Source organism: uncultured Thiohalocapsa sp. (genome assembly GCF_913062725.1).
GTDB lineage: Bacteria > Pseudomonadota > Gammaproteobacteria > Chromatiales > Chromatiaceae > Thiohalocapsa.
Map to the genome: position 1 here is coordinate 29284 of NZ_CAJXWY010000004.1, position 18942 is coordinate 48225.

At 68.0% G+C, this 18942-nt stretch carries 15 protein-coding genes; 6 read left to right on the plus strand and 9 right to left on the minus strand.

The features are described 5' to 3' along the window. Window positions 1–12: 12 nt before the first annotated feature. From QZ588_RS01725 to def, 9 genes are all read right to left on the minus strand, one after another. On the minus strand, window positions 13–342 hold the full coding sequence (locus QZ588_RS01725; RefSeq protein WP_295539082.1) for a tetratricopeptide repeat protein: 330 nt from the start codon (window positions 340–342) through the stop codon (window positions 13–15). A 208-nt stretch (window positions 343–550) separates the two neighbouring features. Beyond that, the gene (locus QZ588_RS01730) at window positions 551–2005 is read right to left on the minus strand and encodes a TrkH family potassium uptake protein (protein WP_295539085.1); all 1455 of its coding nucleotides are present in this window, start codon (window positions 2003–2005) and stop codon (window positions 551–553) included. 101 nt (window positions 2006–2106) lie between these two features. Continuing rightward, window positions 2107–3480 carry a Trk system potassium transporter TrkA gene (trkA, locus tag QZ588_RS01735; protein WP_295539087.1) on the minus strand — a complete coding sequence of 458 codons (1374 nt, stop codon included), beginning with the start codon at window positions 3478–3480 and terminating at the stop codon, window positions 2107–2109. 81 nt (window positions 3481–3561) lie between these two features. Further along, complete coding sequence (locus tag QZ588_RS01740) at window positions 3562–4929, minus strand: sigma-54 dependent transcriptional regulator (protein ID WP_295539090.1); 1368 nt, start codon at window positions 4927–4929, stop codon at window positions 3562–3564. Continuing rightward, complete coding sequence (locus QZ588_RS01745; protein ID WP_295539092.1) at window positions 4926–7199, minus strand: ATP-binding protein; 2274 nt, start codon at window positions 7197–7199, stop codon at window positions 4926–4928. Before QZ588_RS01745 ends, QZ588_RS01740 begins: the two co-directional genes overlap by 4 nt. Further along, window positions 7181–7717 (minus strand): DUF4390 domain-containing protein, encoded by a 537-nt coding sequence (locus QZ588_RS01750; protein ID WP_295539094.1) that lies wholly within the window; start codon window positions 7715–7717, stop codon window positions 7181–7183. Before QZ588_RS01750 ends, QZ588_RS01745 begins: the two co-directional genes overlap by 19 nt. 29 nt (window positions 7718–7746) lie before the next feature. Beyond that, the gene (gene rsmB / locus QZ588_RS01755; protein WP_295539097.1) at window positions 7747–9051 is read right to left on the minus strand and encodes a 16S rRNA (cytosine(967)-C(5))-methyltransferase RsmB; all 1305 of its coding nucleotides are present in this window, start codon (window positions 9049–9051) and stop codon (window positions 7747–7749) included. A gap of 76 nt (window positions 9052–9127) precedes the next feature. Then, window positions 9128–10069, minus strand: coding sequence for a methionyl-tRNA formyltransferase (gene fmt, locus QZ588_RS01760; protein ID WP_295539099.1), 942 nt, complete (start codon window positions 10067–10069; stop codon window positions 9128–9130). 245 nt (window positions 10070–10314) lie between these two features. Continuing rightward, complete coding sequence (def, locus tag QZ588_RS01765; RefSeq protein WP_295539101.1) at window positions 10315–10851, minus strand: peptide deformylase; 537 nt, start codon at window positions 10849–10851, stop codon at window positions 10315–10317. 287 nt (window positions 10852–11138) lie between these two features. Between def and QZ588_RS01770 the strand changes: the two genes are divergently transcribed. The 6 genes from QZ588_RS01770 to QZ588_RS01795 all read left to right on the plus strand — a co-directional run bounded on the left by QZ588_RS01770 (window position 11139) and on the right by QZ588_RS01795 (window position 18867). Continuing rightward, window positions 11139–12407 (plus strand): LysM peptidoglycan-binding domain-containing protein, encoded by a 1269-nt coding sequence (locus QZ588_RS01770; protein WP_295539103.1) that lies wholly within the window; start codon window positions 11139–11141, stop codon window positions 12405–12407. 193 nt (window positions 12408–12600) lie between these two features. Next, window positions 12601–13755 carry a DNA-processing protein DprA gene (gene dprA / locus QZ588_RS01775; RefSeq protein ID WP_295539106.1) on the plus strand — a complete coding sequence of 385 codons (1155 nt, stop codon included), beginning with the start codon at window positions 12601–12603 and terminating at the stop codon, window positions 13753–13755. A 106-nt stretch (window positions 13756–13861) separates the two neighbouring features. Further along, window positions 13862–14338, plus strand: a complete 477-nt coding sequence (locus QZ588_RS01780; protein ID WP_295539109.1) for a DUF494 family protein — start codon at window positions 13862–13864, stop codon at window positions 14336–14338. Window positions 14339–14587: 249 nt separating this feature from the next. After that, complete coding sequence (gene topA, locus QZ588_RS01785) at window positions 14588–16915, plus strand: type I DNA topoisomerase (RefSeq protein ID WP_295539112.1); 2328 nt, start codon at window positions 14588–14590, stop codon at window positions 16913–16915. A gap of 125 nt (window positions 16916–17040) precedes the next feature. Continuing rightward, window positions 17041–17643, plus strand: coding sequence for a Sua5/YciO/YrdC/YwlC family protein (locus QZ588_RS01790; RefSeq protein WP_295539115.1), 603 nt, complete (start codon window positions 17041–17043; stop codon window positions 17641–17643). A 177-nt stretch (window positions 17644–17820) separates the two neighbouring features. Further along, entirely contained in the window at window positions 17821–18867 is a 1047-nt protein-coding gene (locus QZ588_RS01795; protein WP_295539119.1) for a cyclopropane-fatty-acyl-phospholipid synthase family protein, read from the plus strand. Window positions 18868–18942 lie beyond the last annotated feature (75 nt).

Genomic DNA, 18942 nt, shown 5'->3' on the forward strand with positions numbered 1-18942 from the left:
CGGCGCGCCGCATCAGGACCCGGCCTCCAGCGCACGCTGCGAGCGCGTTCGGAAGACTCGCATCTCTTTGGCAGCCTGCACGTCACCTTTGGATTCGGCGGTGGCGATGCCATGATCGAACGCGGTCATGGCCTCTTCGTGGCGCCCGGCGGCGGCGAGCGTCTTGCCATAAAGCTTCCACGCCGCAGAGTAGCCGGCGTCCATACGCACCGCTTCGGCGAGATGCTCCAGTGCCTCGTCGAGTTGCGCCTGTTTCAGGTACTCGTTGCCCAAACTGTAACGCAGCAACGCGGAGTCCTGCCCGCGGGCGCGCATGGTTTCAAGATTATCGATGATGCTCATGCTGGCTTCACCCCTGTCGTCTCCTGCTTCGTGGCGGGCCCAGGGCACTATCCTGTCGCGGGCAGGTCGGTGAGGGCAAGGGCTTGCGCCAACACAAGCATCCATGCCGGCATCACCGGGGGCGCACCGTGCGCGGGCATGCCCCCAGGCGTGAGCACCAACGCCGCGGTGCTCAGTCGATGACCGGTCTGCAAGCCGACGGCGCGTCTCACCGCCGCCAGAACGCCGGCGTCAGCAGCACCAGGAGGGTGAAGATCTCGAGCCGCCCGAGCAGCATCGCGAAGCACAGGATCCAGATGCCCGGGTCGTGCATGTCGAAGTAGTGGGCGCCGACGGTGGCGAGGCCGGGGCCCAGGTTGTTCATGCAGGCGGCCACCGCCGAGAAGGAGGTGATCAGATCCAGCCCGGTCGCCGCGAGCGCCAGATACATGATCACGAAGGTCGCGACATACAGCGAGAAAAACCCCCAGACGGCATCGATGATGCGATGATTGATGACCTTGTTGCCGACACGCACCGGCAGTTGTGCGCTCGGGTGAATCAGTCGGCCGATCTCGCGGATGCCCTGCTTGATGAGCAGCAGGAAGCGAATCTGCTTGATGCCGCCGCCGGTGGAGCCTGCACAACCGCCGACGAACGCAAGAAACAGGAGCAGGATCTCGATGAACGGCGGCCAATAGTAGAACTGCGCGGTCGTGAACCCGGTCGTCGTGCCCACCGAGACGACCTGGAACAAGCCCTTGGTGAAAGACTCCTCCCAGTCGATGTAGGTATCGGTGTAAAACAGCGCCACCGTGACGATGCCAGTGGTCACGGCGAGCAGCAGCAGGTAGGACCTGAACTCACTGTCCTGCGCATACACGCGCACATCCAGGCGTCGTAGCGCCACGAAGTGCAATGCGAAATTTACGCCGGACAGCAGCATGAACACCACCGCGATCATCTCGATCAGCGTGCTGTCGTAGTAACCGATGCTGGCGTCGTGGGTGGAGAAGCCACCGATGGCAACGGTACTGAAGGCATGGCTGATGGCATCGAAGACCGACATGCCCGCCGCCCAATAGGCGAGTGCACAGGCCACCGTCAGCCAAAGATAGATGAACCAGAGGGCTTTCGCCGTTTCCGTGATACGCGGCGTCAGCTTGGCGTCTTTCATGGGCCCCGGCGTCTCGGCACGATAGAGCTGCATGCCGCCGACGCCGAGCATGGGCAACACGGCCACCGCCAAGACGATGATGCCCATGCCGCCCAGCCATTGCAGCTGCTGACGATACCAAAGCACCGAGTGCGGCAGCGCGTCGATGCCGAGGATCACTGTGGCCCCGGTCGTGGTCAGTCCCGAGAGCGACTCGAACACCGCGTCCGTCAGTGACAGATCCGGCTCCGGCGATAACAGAAAGGGCAAGGCACCCGCGAGCCCCAGCGTCACCCAGAACAGCACCACCACCAGGAAACCGTCCCGCAGCCGCAGATCCTCCCGGACACGCGCCACCGGCAGCCAAATGACGAGCCCGGCGCCGAGCAACACCAGAAAGGCGTAGACAAAGGGCATGCCGCCGCCGTCGCCGTACAACAGCGCCACCGCCACCGGCGGCAGCATAGTGACGCTGAACACCATCAGCAGCAGGCCGAGCACCTTCTGGACGGTGGAGAAGCGTTTCATGTGGATACGGGGGAGGCGCTGGCAACAAACAACGAATAACACACAACAAGACGCAACCCACCAGCGATCAAGCGCCGACGCCTGGCACCCCGCCGCTCTGTTCAAAAAAACGTGACGCCCACCTGGAACAATTTCTCGACTTCCGGCACCCGCAGCTTGTCCTGCAGGAACAGGATGACGTGGTCCTCGGACTCGATGACGGTGTCGTGGTGGGCGATGATGACCTCGTCGCCGCGGACGATGGCCCCGATGGTGGTGCCTTTGGGGAGCTTGATGGCCTCGATGGGCCGGCCGACGACCTTGCTCGAGCCCTCGTCGCCATGGGCGATGGCCTCAATGGCCTCGGCGGCGCCGCGCCGCAGCGAGTGCACCATCACCACGTCGCCGCGGCGCACGTGCTTGAGCAGACTGCCGATGGTGGCCTGCTGCGGCGAGATGGCGATGTCGATGGGGCCGGCCTGCACCAGATCCACATAAGCCGTGCGGTTGATGAGCGCCATGACCTTGCGCGCACCCAGTCGCTTGGCGAGCATCGCGGAGAGGATATTGGCCTCATCGTCATCGGTGACGGCGCAGAAGACGTCGGTGTCCTCGACGTTCTCCTCCAGCAGCAGTTCTTCGTCCGCGGCGTCGCCATGCAGCACGATGGTGCGCTCCAAGGCCTCGGCGATGTGCTTGCAGCGGTCGAGATCCCGCTCGATGACTTTGACCCGATAGCGCTTCTCGGTGGCCCGGGCCAGGCGTGTGCCGATATTGCCACCGCCGGCGAAAATGAGGCGTTTGTAAGGCTTCTCCAGCCGTCGCAGCTCGCTCATCACCGAGCGGATATGCTTCGGCGCGGCGACGAAGAACACCTCGTCGTCGGCGTCGATGACGGTATCCCCTTCGGGCTGGATGGCCCGGTCATGGCGATAGATGGCGGCGACGCGGGTGTCCACATGGGGCATGTGGTCGTAGAGGGTGCGCAGCTCATGCCCCACCAGCGGTCCACCGTAGTAGGCGCGTACTGCCACCAGCCGTACACGTCCGCCGGCGAAGTCTGTCACCTGCAGCGCGCCCGGATTCTCGATGAGCCGCAGGATGTAGTCCGTCACCAACTGTTCAGGACTGATGCGCACATCGATGGGCAGCGCACCGGGTCCGAAGAGCCGGTCCTGCGCCATGAAACCGGGGGCACGCACCCGGGCGATCTTGGTGGGCGTGTGAAACAAGGTATAGGCCACCTGACAGGCGACCATATTCGTCTCGTCACTGTTGGTGACGGCGATGATCATTTCCGCATCCTCGGCGCCGGCACGGGCCAGAACATCCGGATGGGCGCCGTGGCCTTGCAGCGTGCGCAGATCGAAGCGGTCGGCGAGCTCGCGCAAGCGGCCGCCGTCGGTATCCACCACGGTGATGTCGTTGGCCTCGCTCACCAGATTGGCGGCCACCGAGGTACCCACCTGGCCGGCACCGAGGATCAGGATCTTCATGCGCGGACAGTCACGCGGGGCGAGGCGCGAGGCAAAAGACGTGCGGCGGCGCCTCGAAGCACCAGACGCGTGGCTCGATGCTCATCGGCGTTCTTTGATCTCGATCCCGAGCGAGCGCAGCTTACGATACAGGTGCGTGCGCTCCATACCCGCCTCTTTCGCCATCTTGGAGACGTTGCCGGCGTGTTTTTCCAGCTGGTATTCGAGGTAGGCCTTCTCGAATTGCTCCCGCGCCGAGCGCAGTGGCTGATCAAACGAGACCATGCCCTCCAGGGGCTGGGTGGGCACCGGCGGCACGGAGCCCAGGGCGGCCTCGACCTCGGTCTGGGTGATCTCGTCGCCGGCGCCGAGGATCAGCACCCGCTGCACCAGGTTCTTGAGCTCGCGGACATTACCGGGCCAGCTGTAGTTGCGCAGGAAGTTCTGCGCGCCGACGCTGAAGCGCCGGTAGGGCAGCTTCTCGTGGGTGGCAAAGTAATCCACATAGAAGTTCAGCAGGTCCGGGATATCCTCGGCGTGCTCGCGCAGCGGTGGCACCTGCAGGGGGACCACATTGAGGTGATAGAAGAGATCTTCGCGGAAGGTGCCGGCACGCACCTCTTCTTTGAGATCACGGGAGGTGGCGGCGATGATGCGCACGTCGATGGTGACGGGGTCGCTGCCGCCGACCCGCAGGAAGGAGCCCGTATCCAGGGCGCCGCGCAACTGCCCTTGCACCTCCAAATCCATGTCCGCCACTTCGTCCAGCAGCAGGGTGCCGCCGGCGGCCTGCTCCAGGCTACCGTAGTGCAGATGACCGCCGTCCTCGCTGCCGAAGAGCTCCCGGGCGGCGTTGCCACGGGTGATGGCGGAGACACCCAGATCCACGAACGGCCGCTCGCGTCGGGCGCTCTGGGAATGCAGGAAGCGCGCGAAGGTCTCACGCCCGCTGCCGGGCTCGCCGGTGATCAGCACCCAGGTGTCGTGCTGGGCGATGCGCTTCACCTGCTCGCGCAGGCGCTGCATCGCCGCAGAACGCCCGGCGGGCTCCTGCACCAGTGGCGCACGCCGGCGCAGGCCGACATTCTCGCGCTCGAGCTTGTCCGCCTCCAGCGCCCGCTCCACGGTCAGCAGCAGCTTGGCCATGGACAGCGGCTTTTCGAGGAAATCATAGGCGCCGAGACGGGTCGCCTCCACCGCGGTCTCGACGTTGCCGTGGCCGGACATCATGATCACCGGACAAGGCAAGCCATCGTCCTCGTCCCACTCCTTGAGCAGGCTGATGCCATCGAGATCCGGCATCCAGATATCGAGCAGCATCAGGTCCGGACGACGATCGCGCAGGGCGTGCCGTGCCGCCTCGCCATTCTCGGCACTGGTCACGGTATAGCCCTCATCCTCGAGGATATCCTGCACCGTCTCGCGGATGTCTGGCTCGTCGTCCACAACGAGGATATGGGTGGCAGTCATGTCTCTCCTATCCGCCGCAGCGGCCTCGACGATGCAGCACTCGAATCGCGCCAGACCGGCAGTCTAGCCGTGAAGCGCGCCCCCTGCGCCGCATTCTCTGCCGCGATCATACCGCCGTGCTCTTCAATTATCTTCTTCACGATGGCAAGCCCGAGCCCGGTGCCCTTGGCCTTGGACGTGACATAGGGCTCGAACAGCCGGTCGAGGAGTACCGCGTCGATGCCGCCGCCGTTGTCTTCGATGGCGATTTCGAGGGCTGGTGTCTCGTCGCTGAAGGCATAGTGCGTTGCCACCCGAATGCGGCCGTCGGGACGACCTTCCAACGCCTCGATGGCGTTCTTCAGCAGGTTGTGAACGACCTGGCGCAAGCGCTTGGAGTCGCCGCGCAGCTTCGCCTCCGGCGCGCCCAGCTCGGCGTCGATACGCACCCTGCCCCCATGGTAGAGCTCCAGCACCTCGGTGATCAGGGCATCGACGGCGAACGGCTCGTCCTGGATCTCTGGTGTGCGCGCATAATTGGCAAAATCGTTCACCATGGCCTTCATGGCCTCCACCTGTTGGCCGATGGTGTGCGTGGCGCGGTCCACCACGCGTGCCTCGGCCTCGGGCAGCTTCGCCAGCAGCTTGTGGCGCAGGCGCTCCGCCGACAACTGGATGGGGGTCAGTGGGTTTTTGATCTCATGTGCCAGACGTCGCGCCACCTCGCCCCAGGCGGCATCGCGCTGGGCGCGGATCAGGGTGGTGATGTCGTCGAACACCACGACATGGCCGCTGCCGCTGCCGTCGCCGGCGACCGCCGGCAGGGGACTGCCCCGACACATCAACACCTGCCGGCCGTCGCCGCCGAGCAGCGTCACCTCTTCGCGCCATTCCGCCGCCACCATGACATGCCGACGCACGGACTCGGCCCAGGGCCCGAGCCTGTCGTCGGTCTGCTCCAGCTCGCCCAGTCCCAAGGCCGTCGCCTGGTAATCCGGCAACCGCAGGATTTGCCGGGCGGCGGGATTCAGGGTCATGAGCCGGAGCTCGCCGTCCAGGGCGACGACACCGCTCGACAGCCGTCCCAGCACCGTCTCCAGATAGGCACGCTGCTCCTCCACGGCACGCTGGCTGCGCGCGGCCTCATCCCGCGCCTGGGCGATGCGTCGGGTCATGGCATTGAAGGAGGCCACCAGGAAGGCCAGCTCGTCGTCCTGCGCAGGCAGCGGCAGCCGCTGCTCGTAGTCGCCATCCGCCACCGCCCGGGTGCCGCGGGCGATGTCGGCCACGGGTCGCACCAGGCGCTGGGCGGTGCCAAAGGCCGCGAGCAGCGCCGCCAGCAGGCCGAACACCAGCACCAGCGACAACGTGAGCGAAAAGCTGAGCTTCAGCGAGCGGCGCAGGTAGGACAGCTCGGTGTAGCGGTTGTAGGCATTTTCGAGCTTCGACGCCAGTTCGTCGATGCGCGCCGAGGTGGGGAAGATGGCCTGCATCAGCATGCGCCGCGCACGCGGGTCGTTGACCACCACCCGCACCACCAGCTGGCCGTCCTCGGCGGGCTCGAGGCCCACATAGTCCACGCCCATACGCACGCCTTGCATCACCTCGCGGCCGGGGTGATTCGGCACCAACTGGGTGGGATCATCCATGGCCGTGCCCATCACCTGCCCGTTGGGCTCGAACACACTGAGCTCCAGCGCACCGGCCTGCCGGCGCAGCTCGTCCAGGGTCAGCGTGAGGGCCGTCACCGAGCGGTCTTCGATGCCGGCGAGGATCTGCTGGCTGTACTTCAGCAGCACCCGCTGGTTCAGATCGAGCGACGCCTGATTCAGCGCCAGGGCGTCTTCCATGGCGCTGTCGATCTGCACATCGAACCAGCTGTCGATCCCGCGCAGCAAAAAGCCCAGGGAATAGTAGTAGACCACCCCCACCGGCAGCAGCGAGATCAGCGCGAACAGCAGCACCATGCGTGCCGTGAGTCGCGAGCCGGGGGCGCCGCGGCGGCGCTGATTCACCAGCCGCACCACATTGACACCCACCATTACCACCAGCGCGAACAGCCCCAGCAGCACCACCAGCAGCAGCGGCACGAAGGCGCGGCTCAGGATGTCGGAGTTCTGCACGGCGCTGCTCATCAAGTGCAGCGCGACCAAGAGCGCCAGCAGCAGGAGACCGGCGAAGAAGGTGCCGGGGTGCTTCCAGACCCGGCGCGGTGCCGGCTGCCGCGGCGGTGGCCCGGGCGGCTCACGCTGCGGCCGCTCTGACTGCGGCGTCAGGGCGTCAGCGGCCATTTGGTCCACTTGCTGGACTGCTTCCAGGACGGATACAGGTAGGCCAAGGGCCGCAGCGGCAGCGGCAGCTCTTCGATGTCGAGGGAGACGCGGAGCTGAACCTCGTACGCCGTGTCCGGCTGCAGCCGGTCGGGCGCCAGTAGCGGCAGGTCGCGAATCTCGCCGAGGGCGGCGAGTGCCGCATCGCGGGTGACATAGGTGCGACCGCGCTCACCCGGCAGCTGCGAGACCAGGTAGCGCTCAGACAGGGGCTTGTAGCGAATGCGGTAGCGCAGACGCTCATCCACCAGACTCTCTTGCCAAATCCAGGCATCCGCGGGGCGCACCTGAATGTGTACCTCCACCGTCAGGGGCACGCCGTTCTGCAGGGCTTCCAGGGCCCGCTCACTGAAATCGTAGCGAATGTTCGCATCCATGACGAAGGCCCCCTCCCCCAGTCGGGTCTCCACGCGCTCCACGTCGAAGTCGCGCGCCACCGCCTGAGCCACACCCACCAGCAACATGAGCGCGGGCATCATCACCGCGATACGCCAACGCCGGCGCCGCCTCACGGTGTGCGCTCCAGCAGCGCGAAATAAAAGCCGTCGCCGCCATCGATGGCCGGCAGCAGCTGCACGCCGGGCGCGCCGGGCAGCGCCTCGCCGACACCCGCCGGCGGCGCAAGGGGGCGCTCAAGGGCGTCGCGATGGCTGGCGAGAAAGGCCGCCACCCGTTGCTGATTCTCTTCCGGCAGCACGGAGCAGGTCGCGTAGAGCAGCCGCCCGCCGGGGCGCAGCAGCGGCCACAGCGCCGCCAGCAGGCGATCCTGGGTCGCCGCCAGCGCCGGGATGTCGGCCGCCCGGCGCAGATACTTGATGTCGGGGTGCCGGCGGATCACGCCGGTCGCCGAGCAGGGGGCGTCCAGCAGGATGGCGTCGTAGGGCGCTCCCGGCCAATCGGGGGCGGCATCCCCCGCATCCGCCACCAGCACCTGCGCGCGCAGGCCGAGCCGGGCCAGATTCTCCCGCAGTGCGAGCAGACGCTCGGCGTCCGCATCCACCGCGGTGAGCGCCAGCTCGCCGTCGGCGTGCTCCAGCAGATGGGCGGTCTTGTTGCCCGGTGCGGCACAGGCATCGAGCACACGCTCGCCGGGCTGCGGATCGAGGAACAAGGCGGCGCACTGGGCCGCCGCATCCTGCACCGACACCCGCCCCTCGGCGAAGCCCGGCAGGCGTTGCGTCGGCACCGGCTGATCCAGTATTAGCGCACTGTCCAACCCCGCCAGCAGCCGTGCGGCGATCCCTGCGGCGGCGAGCGCGTCGGCATAGTCGCGCAGCGACTGGCGCCTGCGGTTGACGCGCAGGGTCATGGGCGGGTGCTGGTTGCTGGCCGCGACGATGCGCCGCCAATGCTCGGGCCAGGCGGCCTGTAGCCGGCGCAGCAGCCAATCCGGGAACAGGGCGGGATCATCCGCTGCGCTGCCGACCTCGGCGAGGAGGCGTTCATGCTCGCGCTGGAAGCGGCGCAGGGCAGCATTCACCAGACCGGCGGCGCGCGCCCGACCCAGGGCACGGGTGGCGTCCACCGTGGCGGCCACGGCGGCGTGGGCGGGGATGCGGGTGTAGATCAGTTGGTAGAGACCCACCGCCATGAGCGCGTTCAGGACCCGGTCGGCGCGGCGAAGCGGCCGCGTCAGCAGTATAGCGACGAGGGCGTCCAGGCGCGGCAGCAGCCGCAGCGTGCCATAGCAGAGCTCGGTGAGCAGCGGCTGGTCGCGCACGCCCACATCGCCCGCCGCCGCCGCGAGCGCCGTGGTCAGGGAGCGGCCGTCGACGCGCACGGCGTGGACCACCCGCGCGGCGGCGGCACGCACTTGGGCACCGGGGGCATCCCGCCGCGGCAATTGCCGCCGATGCCCGCGCGTCCGTGGCGCGTCGGCGCGCGGCGGCTCAGCCAAGCAGGACACCGTCCATGCGGCGGGCGTTGAGAAAGTCGTGGGCCGACATGCGTCGCTTGCCAGGCGCCTGCAGCTCGGTGATGCGCAACACACCGGCGCCGGTGCCGACATCGATGCCCGCAGGGCCGGCCGCCAGCACACGGCCCGCCTCGGCGGCGGCTGTCTCCGCCGCCGCCAGCGCCTGCGCAGACCAGATGCGCAGCACGTCATCGCCGAGACGGGTCTGGGCGACGGGCCAGGGGTCGAGTGCGCGCACCGCGCGCGCGGTGACGACGGCGGGCAGTGTCCAGTCGATGGCCGCCTCCTCCTTGGTGAGCTTGCGCGCGTAGGTGGCCGCAGCATCATCCTGGGGCTGCGGGGACGTACTGCCATCGAGCACGCCGGGCAATGCCGCCAGCAAGGTCTCCGCGCCCAGCGCCGCCAGCCGTGCCGTCAGGCTGCCGGTGGTGTCTTCGGCGGCGATGGCAACCGGGGCGAAGCGATACACCGGCCCCGTATCGAGCCCTGCCTCCATGCGCATGATGCTGACGCCGGTCTCGGTGTCGCCGGCGAGCAGCGCGCGCTGGACCGGTGCAGCCCCGCGCCAGCGCGGCAGCAGCGAGGCATGGATGTTGACGCAGCCGCGCCGGGGGGTGTCGAGCACCACCTGCGGCAGTATCAGCCCATACGCGGCCACCACGAGCAGATCCGCTTCCCAGGCCGCCAGCTCGGCCTGCGCCCCCGGGTCCTTGAGGGAGGCGGGCTGCAGCACCGGCAGCCCGGCTGCCAGGGCGCGGCGCTTGACCGGCGAGGGCTCCAGCCGCCGGCCGCGGCCGGCGGGCCGGTCTGGCTGGGTGTAGACGGCGACCACCTCGTGGGCACTCGCGATGAGAGCGGACAATGCCGGCACGGCGAAGTCTGGCGTGCCGGCATAGAGGATACGGGCCGGTGTCATGGTCGTTTCGGCGGGATAGTCTCGGTGGCGGGCTCGGTGCGGGCTCGTTGGGGATTGGCTGGCACGGCTGCGTGCCCGGCTTTGCTGCAGCGCCCCCGTGGCCCTGCGCGGGGACGGGGGCCGGCCGCGCAACGGACCGGGGGCGACCGACCGGCGCTACCGGCCGACGCCGCAGGAGCCATGGCCGCGCACGAAGCGGCGCGATCTCGCCGCCACCCCGGCGTCGGTCGCCTTGGTCGGCCTGCTCAGATAGCCTGACGACGCTTGGCGGCGGGCGCCGGCGTCGCCTGGCGACGCTCTTTCTCCAGCTTTTTGCGGATGCGCTGGCGCTTCAGCGATGAGATGTGATCGACGAACAGCTTGCCGTCGAGGTGATCGATCTCGTGCTGGATGCACACCGCCAAGAGGCCATCGGTCTCCAGCTCGAAGGACTCACCGTCGCGGTCGAGGGCGCGGACCTTGATGCACTCCGCGCGCATCACGGGCTCGAAGAAGCCGGGCACCGACAGACAGCCTTCGCTCATTTCCTCCTCGCCGCTGCTGGCGAGGATCTCCGGGTTGATCAGGCAAAGCGGCTGATCCTTCTCATCGGAGGTGTCGATGACGATGACGCGCCTCGGCACGTTCACCTGGATGGCCGCGAGGCCGATCCCCGGCGCGTCGTACATGGTTTCGAGCATATCGTCTACGAGCTGACGGATCCCGTCGTCCACCTGCTCCACGGGCTCGGCCCGGCGTCGCAGACGCTCGTCGGGGAAAGTGAGGATTTCCAGTTTAGCCATGACGTTACAAGACAGTCGTGATTCGCAATTACAGGCCCTGCGGATTAGGCTAGTATGGCCATGATACACCATTGGGTGCAGTTCCCGGCATCGGTGGCGGAATGGAAAATGCCGCATCGGCAAGCGCTTGCAACACGGCTACTGGGAAGAGCGGCGCGGGCACGCATGACATTGCCCCTGCTCACGCCGCCCGCCGGCCAGCCGGCCCCAGACTAGCCCCACCAGACCAGCCCCCCCAGACCACCCCCAGAAGATCAGCCGCCCGGGGATCGCCCGGAGGAGGCGACATGCCCAGCCAGCACATCGCCCGTCGTCGTCGCACCCCGCCGCACTTTGGCCTTCGACGCCTGCGCCCGGTGCCACCCGCCAAGCGCGTCACGTCGGCGCCCGCCCTCCTCTCTCTTTTGCTGGTGGCCACGCCGAGCGCTGCGCTCGCGCAACGTGCGCTGCGTATGGACGCACCGGAACGCTATGTGGTGCAGCCCGGCGATACCCTGTGGCAGATCGCCGAGCGCTTTCTGGACGCGCCCTGGCGCTGGCCACAGGTCTGGCAGGCCAACCCGGACATCGCCGATCCGAACCGGATCTACCCCGGCGATGTGCTGGTGGCGGATCGCAGCGGCGCCAGCCCACGCATTCGTAAGGCCAATGGTGGCGACGGCCTGCGCACGGTCAAGCTGTCGCCGCGCGTGCGGGTCCGGGATCTGGACCGGGAGATTCCCGCCATTCCCATACACGCCATCGCCCCCTTCCTGTCGCGGCCGCTGATCACGACGGCACAGGCCCTGGAGGGGTCACCTTACGTGGTGGGCTTTGCGGCCGACAAGCTCATGGGCGGTCCCGGCGACAGCCTTTTGGTCCGTGGCATCAGCACCGCCGACAGCGTGCGCTGGGAAATTTTGCGCCCGGGGCGGGCATATCGCGATCCGGCCACGGGCGAGCCGTTGGGCTTCGGGGCCACCGCCGTGGCCAGCGCCGAGCTGCAGCGCCCGGGTGACCCGGCGACACTTGTGGTCACGGACGCGCGCCAAGAGATCAAACCGGGCGACCGGGCCCGCCCGGCGCGCGCCGAGGCGCCCGTCCACAGCTTTTTCCCGCATCCGGCCAAGGCCGGTGTGCGCGGCCGCATCATCGCCGCGTTACGAGGGGTGTCCCATATCGGCCAATACGACGTGATCGCGCTGAATCTCGGCCGTCGCGACGGCGTCGAGGCGGGAACGGTGCTCGCCACCTATCGTGGCGGCGAGCTGCGCCGCGATGACGTGCGCTCAGCCAGCGCACGCCAACATCCGGGCAACCAGCCTCCGGCGGAGGCCACACACCGGCACGGCGCCTGGCAGCCGGACGGCCACGAGCGCGAACGGTCCGAGCCGAACACGCCGCCACCGCGACAACGCGGGGCAGCCTCCCGGGAGCCCCAATATCGTGTGCCGGACTCCCACACCGGCACGATCATGGTGTTTCGAGCCTTCGAGAAAATGAGCTTTGCGCTGGTCATGCGCGCCCGCCAGGCGATACATCTCGACGAGATGGTCGCACCGCCAAGGCCTCGCTGAGGTGGGCGGTGCCGACGCACCCCGACCTCAGCGCTCAGCCGCCGATGGCACCCTGCCGCGTCAATCGCCATAGCCGCTGCTGCGGACCACGCCGCTGCTGCGGCGCAGCCGGAAGCCGGACGCGGCACCCGGCGGGACGCCCGCCGGGTGCCCCTGCGCGTGAGCGGCCCCAGCCCACCGAGACGATCACAGCATGACACCTCCCGCGCGCGAGCAGCTGACCGACTGGCTAGCCCTGGCCCTGGCGCCCGGGCTCGGCCCCAGACGCATCAGCCAGCTGGTGGCGCATTTCGGCAGCGCGGCCGCGGTGCGCGCTGCGGATCGCACGGCGCTGCTGGAAGCGGGTGCACCGAAAGCGGCGATTGCCGCCGTGAAAAGCCCCGACCGCGACCGCGTGGCGCACGCCCTGGCCTGGGCTGATCGGCCAAACGCACACCTTTTGACGCCGGATTTGAGCACTTATCCCCGACGCCTGCGTGAGCTGCCCGCGGCGCCGCCGCTGCTGTTCGTGCTCGGTGACACGGATCTCTTGCACGAGCCGCAAATCGCCATCGTCGGCAGCCGCAACCCCACCGCCGGCGGCATTGCGACGGCGCGCGACTTCGCCGCTTACCTCGCCGGCCTCGGGCTGGTGATCACCAGCGGTCTCGCCCTCGGCATCGACGCCGCCGCACACCAGGGCGCGCTCGGCACCGGCCACACCATCGCCGTGCTCGGCACCGGCCCGGACCGCGTCTATCCCGCCGTCCACCGCGAGCTCGCCCGACGCATCGCCGCCGGTGGCGCCCTGGTGAGCGAGTTCCCGCCCGGCACCGGTCCGCAGGCCAGCCATTTTCCGCGGCGCAACCGCATCATCGCCGGACTCAGCCTGGGCACGCTGGTGGTGGAGGCTGCAGTAGGCTCGGGATCACTGATCACCGCCCGGCTCGCCAGCGAGCAGGGCCGGGAGGTCTTCGCCATCCCCGGCTCGATCCACAATCCCCTCGCCCGCGGCTGTCACGCCCTGATCCGCCAGGGCGCCAAGTTGGTGGACAGCGCCAACCAGATCCTGGAAGAGCTCGACGCCCAGCTCCAACCCTACCTGGACACAACACCGGACACGACCAGCATCGCCGGCGAGTCAACGCGACACCACGAGGAGGCGCTGGACGACGATCATCGCCGGCTGCTGTCCGCCATGGGGTATGATCCAACGGCACCCGACGACCTGATCGCCCGCACCGGCCTACCCGCCTTCGAGATCGCCTCCATGCTGCTGTTGCTGGAACTGCAGGGCTACGTGGTCTCCCATGCCGGCGGCCGCTACAGCCGCAGCGGGACACCGCCGCAATCATCGGCCGATGCCTGAGCAGGCCCTGCCGCGACAGCCATCACTACTCATCACTCACCACCGGCGCACCGCGTCCCGCCGACGCCGGCATCCACATACAAGTCCCGACACTCAAGGAGTCAGCATGAACGAGAGCATGGTCGACGTCCTGATTTACCTGTACGAAAACTATCTGGACGGCCACTCGCGCCCGCCCGTCGACCAGGATGAGCTCGAGACCGAGCTCTCGCGCGCCGGTTTCTCCCACAGCGAGATCGCCCAGGCCCTGACCTGGCTGGACGAGCTCGCGAGCCGCATGGATACGGCCGCGTACCCGCCGCACACCGCCGGCGCCATGCGTGTCTACTCGCCCGGCGAGTGCGCCAAGCTCGACATCGAGGCCCGGGGACTCTTGCTGTTCCTGGAGCAAAGCGCCATTCTGGACCCGCCGAGCCGCGAGCTGGTCATCGACCGCGCCATGGCGATCCAGCAAACCGCCGTCACCGTCGAAGAACTGAAATGGGTGGTGCTGCTGGTGCTCATGAGCCGCCCCGGGCGCGAAACCGCCCACAACCAAATGGAAGAGCTGATCTACAGCGACGCGCCGGCACAGGTGCACTAGCGCGCAACCGTGCATCGCGGGCGCCGCACCGATTGCGCACGGCCGAGCCGCCCGTCGAGGCGCTTCAGCGCGCCCGATCGACACGCGATTCGGACCAACGCGTCCTCTGCCCGACAACAGGACGCCTTCGCCCCGCCGCAGGGCGCCGCCGCGCCGGCCACGGCTGAACGGGGCACCCGGCCGCACCTTGACGCGGGGCGCGCGTTTCGTATTTGCTAATGCCCCGTTCGATTGCGCCACGGAACCGTCATGCATCTCGTCGTCGTTGAATCCCCCGCCAAGGCCAAGACCATCAAGAAGTATCTGGGCCCCGAGTTCGAGGTGGTGGCCTCCTACGGGCACGTGCGCGACCTGGTGCCCAAGGAAGGGGCGGTCGTCCCGGAGCAGAACTTCGAGATGAAGTACCAGGTCATCGACCGCAACGAGAAGCACGTCTCGGCCATCGCCAAGCTGTTGAAGAAGGCCGATGCCCTGTATCTGGCCACGGACCCGGACCGCGAAGGCGAGGCCATCTCCTGGCATCTGTACGAGCTGCTGCACGACCGCAAGCTGATCGGCGAGCGCCCGGTCTACCGCGTGGTGTTCAACGAAATCACCGAGCGTGCCGTCAACGACGCCGTCGCCCATCCGCGGGACCTGTCCACGGACCTGGTCAACGCCCAGCAGGCGCGCCGGGCGCTCGACTACCTCGTGGGCTTCAACCTCTCGCCCCTGTTGTGGAAAAAAGTCCGCCGCGGCCTGTCGGCGGGCCGGGTGCAGAGCCCGGCGCTGCGGCTGATCGTAGAGCGCGAGCAGGAAATCGAGGCCTTCCAGAGCCGGGAGTACTGGACGCTGGAGGCGGATGCCAGCGCGGCGGACGAGAAGCTGGGCAGCAAATCCTTCACCGCCAAGCTCATCCAATTCGGGGGCGAGAAGGTCGAGCAGTTCAGCATCACCGACGAAGTACGGGCCCGCGAGGTGGAAGCCGCCCTGCTGCAAGCCGCCGGCGGCGCCCCGGGCGGGCAGCTGCGCGTGGAAAAGGTGGAGCGCAAGCAGCGCAAGCGCAATCCGGCGCCGCCGTTCATCACGTCCACCCTGCAGCAGGAGGCGGCGCGCAAGCTCGGCTTCACGGCGCAGCGCACCATGCGCACCGCCCAGCAGCTCTACGAGGGGGTGGACATCGGCGACGGCGCCATCGGGCTGATCACCTACATGCGCACGGACTCCGTCAACCTGGCCCAGGAGGCCCTTACGGAGCTGCGGGATTTCATCGGCGAGCGCTACGGCAGCGACCACCTGCCGAGCAAGCCGCGCACCTTCAAGACCAAGGCCAAGAACGCCCAGGAGGCCCACGAGGCCATCCGGCCGACGTCGGTACGGCACGACCCCAAAGCCATCAAACAGCACCTGAGCGCCGACCAGGCCAAGCTCTACGAGCTGATCTGGAAGCGCACCGTCGCCTGCCAGATGGCCCATGCGCTGATCAACCAGGTGGCCATGGACCTGTCCGCCGGCACGGGCAACCTGTTCCGCGCCACCGGCTCGACGGTGGCCGAGCCCGGTTTCATGCGCGTCTATCTCGAAGGCCGCGACGACGCCACCAGCGCCGACGACGACGAAGAGCGCATGCTGCCCGACCTGACCGAAGGCCAGCCGGTGGATCTGCAGGCCCTCCGTCCGGAGCAGCACTTCACCGAGCCGCCGCCGCGCTACAGTGAGGCGTCGCTGGTGAAGGCCCTGGAGGAGCTCGGCATCGGCCGGCCCTCCACCTATGCCTCCATCATCTCGACGCTGCAGGAACGGGAATACGTGCTGCTGGAGAAGAAGCGGTTCTTCCCCACGGATGTGGGCCGCATCGTCAACAAATTCCTCACCGAGCACTTCACCTCCTACGTGGATTACGACTTCACCGCCCGGCTGGAGGACGAGCTGGACGCCGTCTCCCGCGGCGAGGAAGACTGGATTCCGCTGCTGGAGCAGTTCTGGAAACCGTTCAAGGACCGCCTGGAGCATACGCAGGAGAACGTCGATCGCAGCGAGGTGACCCAGGAGGCCATCGACGAGCAATGCCCGGAGTGCGGCGGACAGCTGTCCAAGCGCCTGGGGCGCAACGGCCTGTTCATCGGCTGCACCAATTACCCCGAGTGCAAGTACACCCGGGATCTGAGCGAATCCAAGGGCGAGAAAGAGGAGCCACAGATCGTTGAAGGGCGCAGCTGTCCCGAGTGCGGCTCGGAGCTCGCCGTCAAGCGCGGGCGCTACGGCAAGTTCATCGGCTGCACCGCCTATCCCAAGTGCCGCCATATCGAGCCGCTGGAGAAGCCCGTCGACACCGGCATCGAGTGCCCCAAGTGCCATCAGGGCACGCTGCAAAAAAAGAAATCCCGCCGCGGCAAGGTCTTCTTCTCCTGCTCCACCTATCCCAAGTGCGACTATGCCGTCTGGAACCAGCCGTTGGCCGAAGCCTGCCCCCAGTGCGGCTGGCCCGTGCTGACGCTCAAGGTCACCAAGACCAAGGGCGCGCAGAAGGTCTGCCCGCAGAAGGAGTGCGGCTACACCGCCCCCGCCGAAGCAGCCGAAGTGGAGGCGGCGTCTTGACCGCCACGACGCGCATCGGCCCCGGCAGCCTCGCGCGTGCGCATCAGCGCGGATGCGCCACCCACCCCGCCGCATGCGTCAGATGCGGGCGGGACGCGATGGGTGGCCGGACAAGCACGCGCTGAATGCACACCCTGCGAAGCGTCGGCACCCGCCCCTTCGGCCTGCGTGAAGCGGCCCGGGTGGTCAGCCACGGCGGCGTCATCGCCTATCCCACCGAGGCCGTCTTCGGCCTCGGCTGCGACCCGCTGGACCCGGAAGCGGTGCAGCGCATCCTCGACATCAAAGGCCGCGACATCGACAAGGGCCTGATCCTCATCGCCGCCGACATCAATGCCCTGCTCCCCTACGTCGAGCCGCTGCCCCCAAACCGCATGGCCGAGATCCGCGCCAGCTGGCCCGGCCCCAACACCTGGCTTTTCCCCGCGCGCCCCGAAACCCCCAACTGGCTCACCGGCGCCCATGACACCCTCGCCGTGCGGGTCACCGCCCACCCCGTCGCCGCGGCGCTCTGTCGCGCCTGCGTCCGCTACGGCAGCCACATCGGCAGCGGCGCACTGGTCTCCACCAGCGCCAACCTGAGCGGTCTGCAGCCCGCGCGCACGTCGCTGGACGTCCGCCACCAGCTCCGTAACGCCCCGGACCTGCTGGTGGCGGGCCGCTGCGGCACCCACCCACGGCCTTCCACCATCCGTGACGGCCGCAGCGGACGCGTGCTGCGAGGCTGAGCCATCCGGCATGCCCCCGGCTCAGGCCACCCGCCGGCGAACATTCGACGGCCGGCTCGCCGACTGTCCGGCGCGATACACCCAGCCTGCTCACCGGATTGCGCGCCGAAGTGCTTGTAAGTTCGGCCCTTGGGCAATACCTCAACGCCCACAATGGAACTCACACCAGGGCCAGACATGCCAATCTCAGAAGCCAGAATCCTCGACTGGGTGGAACGCGGCCGGGTGCCGGACCCGGTGGTGCGTGCGGGCATCCGCCAGCGCCTGAAGAAAATGATCGATGAGCTGCCCGGCGCCGAGCCCGAGGCGGCCTGGGCGCACAAGCGGGACTTTCTGGCACTGATGGATGCCGCCCCCGTCGCCGCCGTGCCGGAGCGTGCCAACGAGCAGCACTACGAGGTGCCGGCGGCCTTCTTCGAGCGCGTGCTGGGGCCGCGGCGCAAGTACAGCTGCTGCTATTGGCCGGATGGCGTCGATGACCTCTCCGCCGCCGAGGAGGCCTCGCTGGCGGTGACCGCGGAGCGCGCCGGCATCGCCGAGCAGCAAACCGTGCTGGAGCTCGGCTGCGGTTGGGGCGCCTTCAGCCTCTGGGCCGCGGAGCGCTTCCCCGGCAGCCGCTTCACCGCGGTGTCCAACTCCGGCTCCCAGCGCGCATTCATCGAGGCGGAAGCCGCGCGGCGCGGCCTCGGCAACCTGAGCGTCATCACCGCGGACATGAATGGCTTCGACACCGAAGACCGCTTCGATCGCATCGTGTCACTGGAGATGTTCGAGCACATGCGCAACTGGCGCCTGCTGTTTGCGCGTGTCAACGGCTGGCTCAAGCCCGGCGGGCGCTTTTTCATGCACGTCTTCTGCCACCGCGAGCATCCCTTCCCCTACGAGGATACGGGGCCCGAGGACTGGATGAGCCATTACTTCTTCGCCGGCGGCATCATGCCGAGCGACGACCTGCCGTTGTACTTTCAGCAGGACCTGAAGCTGGTGGAGCGCTGGCGCTGGAACGGTCAGCATTACGAGCGCACGCTCAATGCCTGGCTCGCCAAACAGGACGCCGCCCGGGAGCAGGTCTGGCCCATCCTGGCGCAAACCTACGGCGACCATCAGGTGGCGCTGTGGTGGATGCGCTGGCGGCTCTTCTTCATGGGCTGCGCGGAGTTCTTCGGTTACCGCGACGGTACCGAGTGGTACGTCGGCCATTACCTGTTCGAGCGCCCCCGCTGAATGGGGGCCTGGCGAGCACGCAGCCCGGCAACCGAACGCGATGATGCACTCGGCGTCCATCGATTATCCGTTCGG

Coding starts and splice junctions, on each gene's coding strand:
- QZ588_RS01725 (WP_295539082.1), bottom strand. CDS start 342: ATGAGCATCATCGATAATCTTGAAACCATGCGCGCCCGCGGGCAGGAC.
- QZ588_RS01730 (WP_295539085.1), bottom strand. CDS start 2,005: ATGAAACGCTTCTCCACCGTCCAGAAGGTGCTCGGCCTGCTGCTGATG.
- trkA (WP_295539087.1), bottom strand. CDS start 3,480: ATGAAGATCCTGATCCTCGGTGCCGGCCAGGTGGGTACCTCGGTGGCC.
- QZ588_RS01740 (WP_295539090.1), bottom strand. CDS start 4,929: ATGACTGCCACCCATATCCTCGTTGTGGACGACGAGCCAGACATCCGC.
- QZ588_RS01745 (WP_295539092.1), bottom strand. CDS start 7,199: ATGGCCGCTGACGCCCTGACGCCGCAGTCAGAGCGGCCGCAGCGTGAG.
- QZ588_RS01750 (WP_295539094.1), bottom strand. CDS start 7,717: ATGATGCCCGCGCTCATGTTGCTGGTGGGTGTGGCTCAGGCGGTGGCG.
- fmt (WP_295539099.1), bottom strand. CDS start 10,069: ATGACACCGGCCCGTATCCTCTATGCCGGCACGCCAGACTTCGCCGTG.
- def (WP_295539101.1), bottom strand. CDS start 10,851: ATGGCTAAACTGGAAATCCTCACTTTCCCCGACGAGCGTCTGCGACGC.
- QZ588_RS01770 (WP_295539103.1), top strand. CDS start 11,139: ATGCCCAGCCAGCACATCGCCCGTCGTCGTCGCACCCCGCCGCACTTT.
- dprA (WP_295539106.1), top strand. CDS start 12,601: ATGACACCTCCCGCGCGCGAGCAGCTGACCGACTGGCTAGCCCTGGCC.
- QZ588_RS01780 (WP_295539109.1), top strand. CDS start 13,862: ATGAACGAGAGCATGGTCGACGTCCTGATTTACCTGTACGAAAACTAT.
- topA (WP_295539112.1), top strand. CDS start 14,588: ATGCATCTCGTCGTCGTTGAATCCCCCGCCAAGGCCAAGACCATCAAG.
- QZ588_RS01790 (WP_295539115.1), top strand. CDS start 17,041: ATGCACACCCTGCGAAGCGTCGGCACCCGCCCCTTCGGCCTGCGTGAA.
- QZ588_RS01795 (WP_295539119.1), top strand. CDS start 17,821: ATGCCAATCTCAGAAGCCAGAATCCTCGACTGGGTGGAACGCGGCCGG.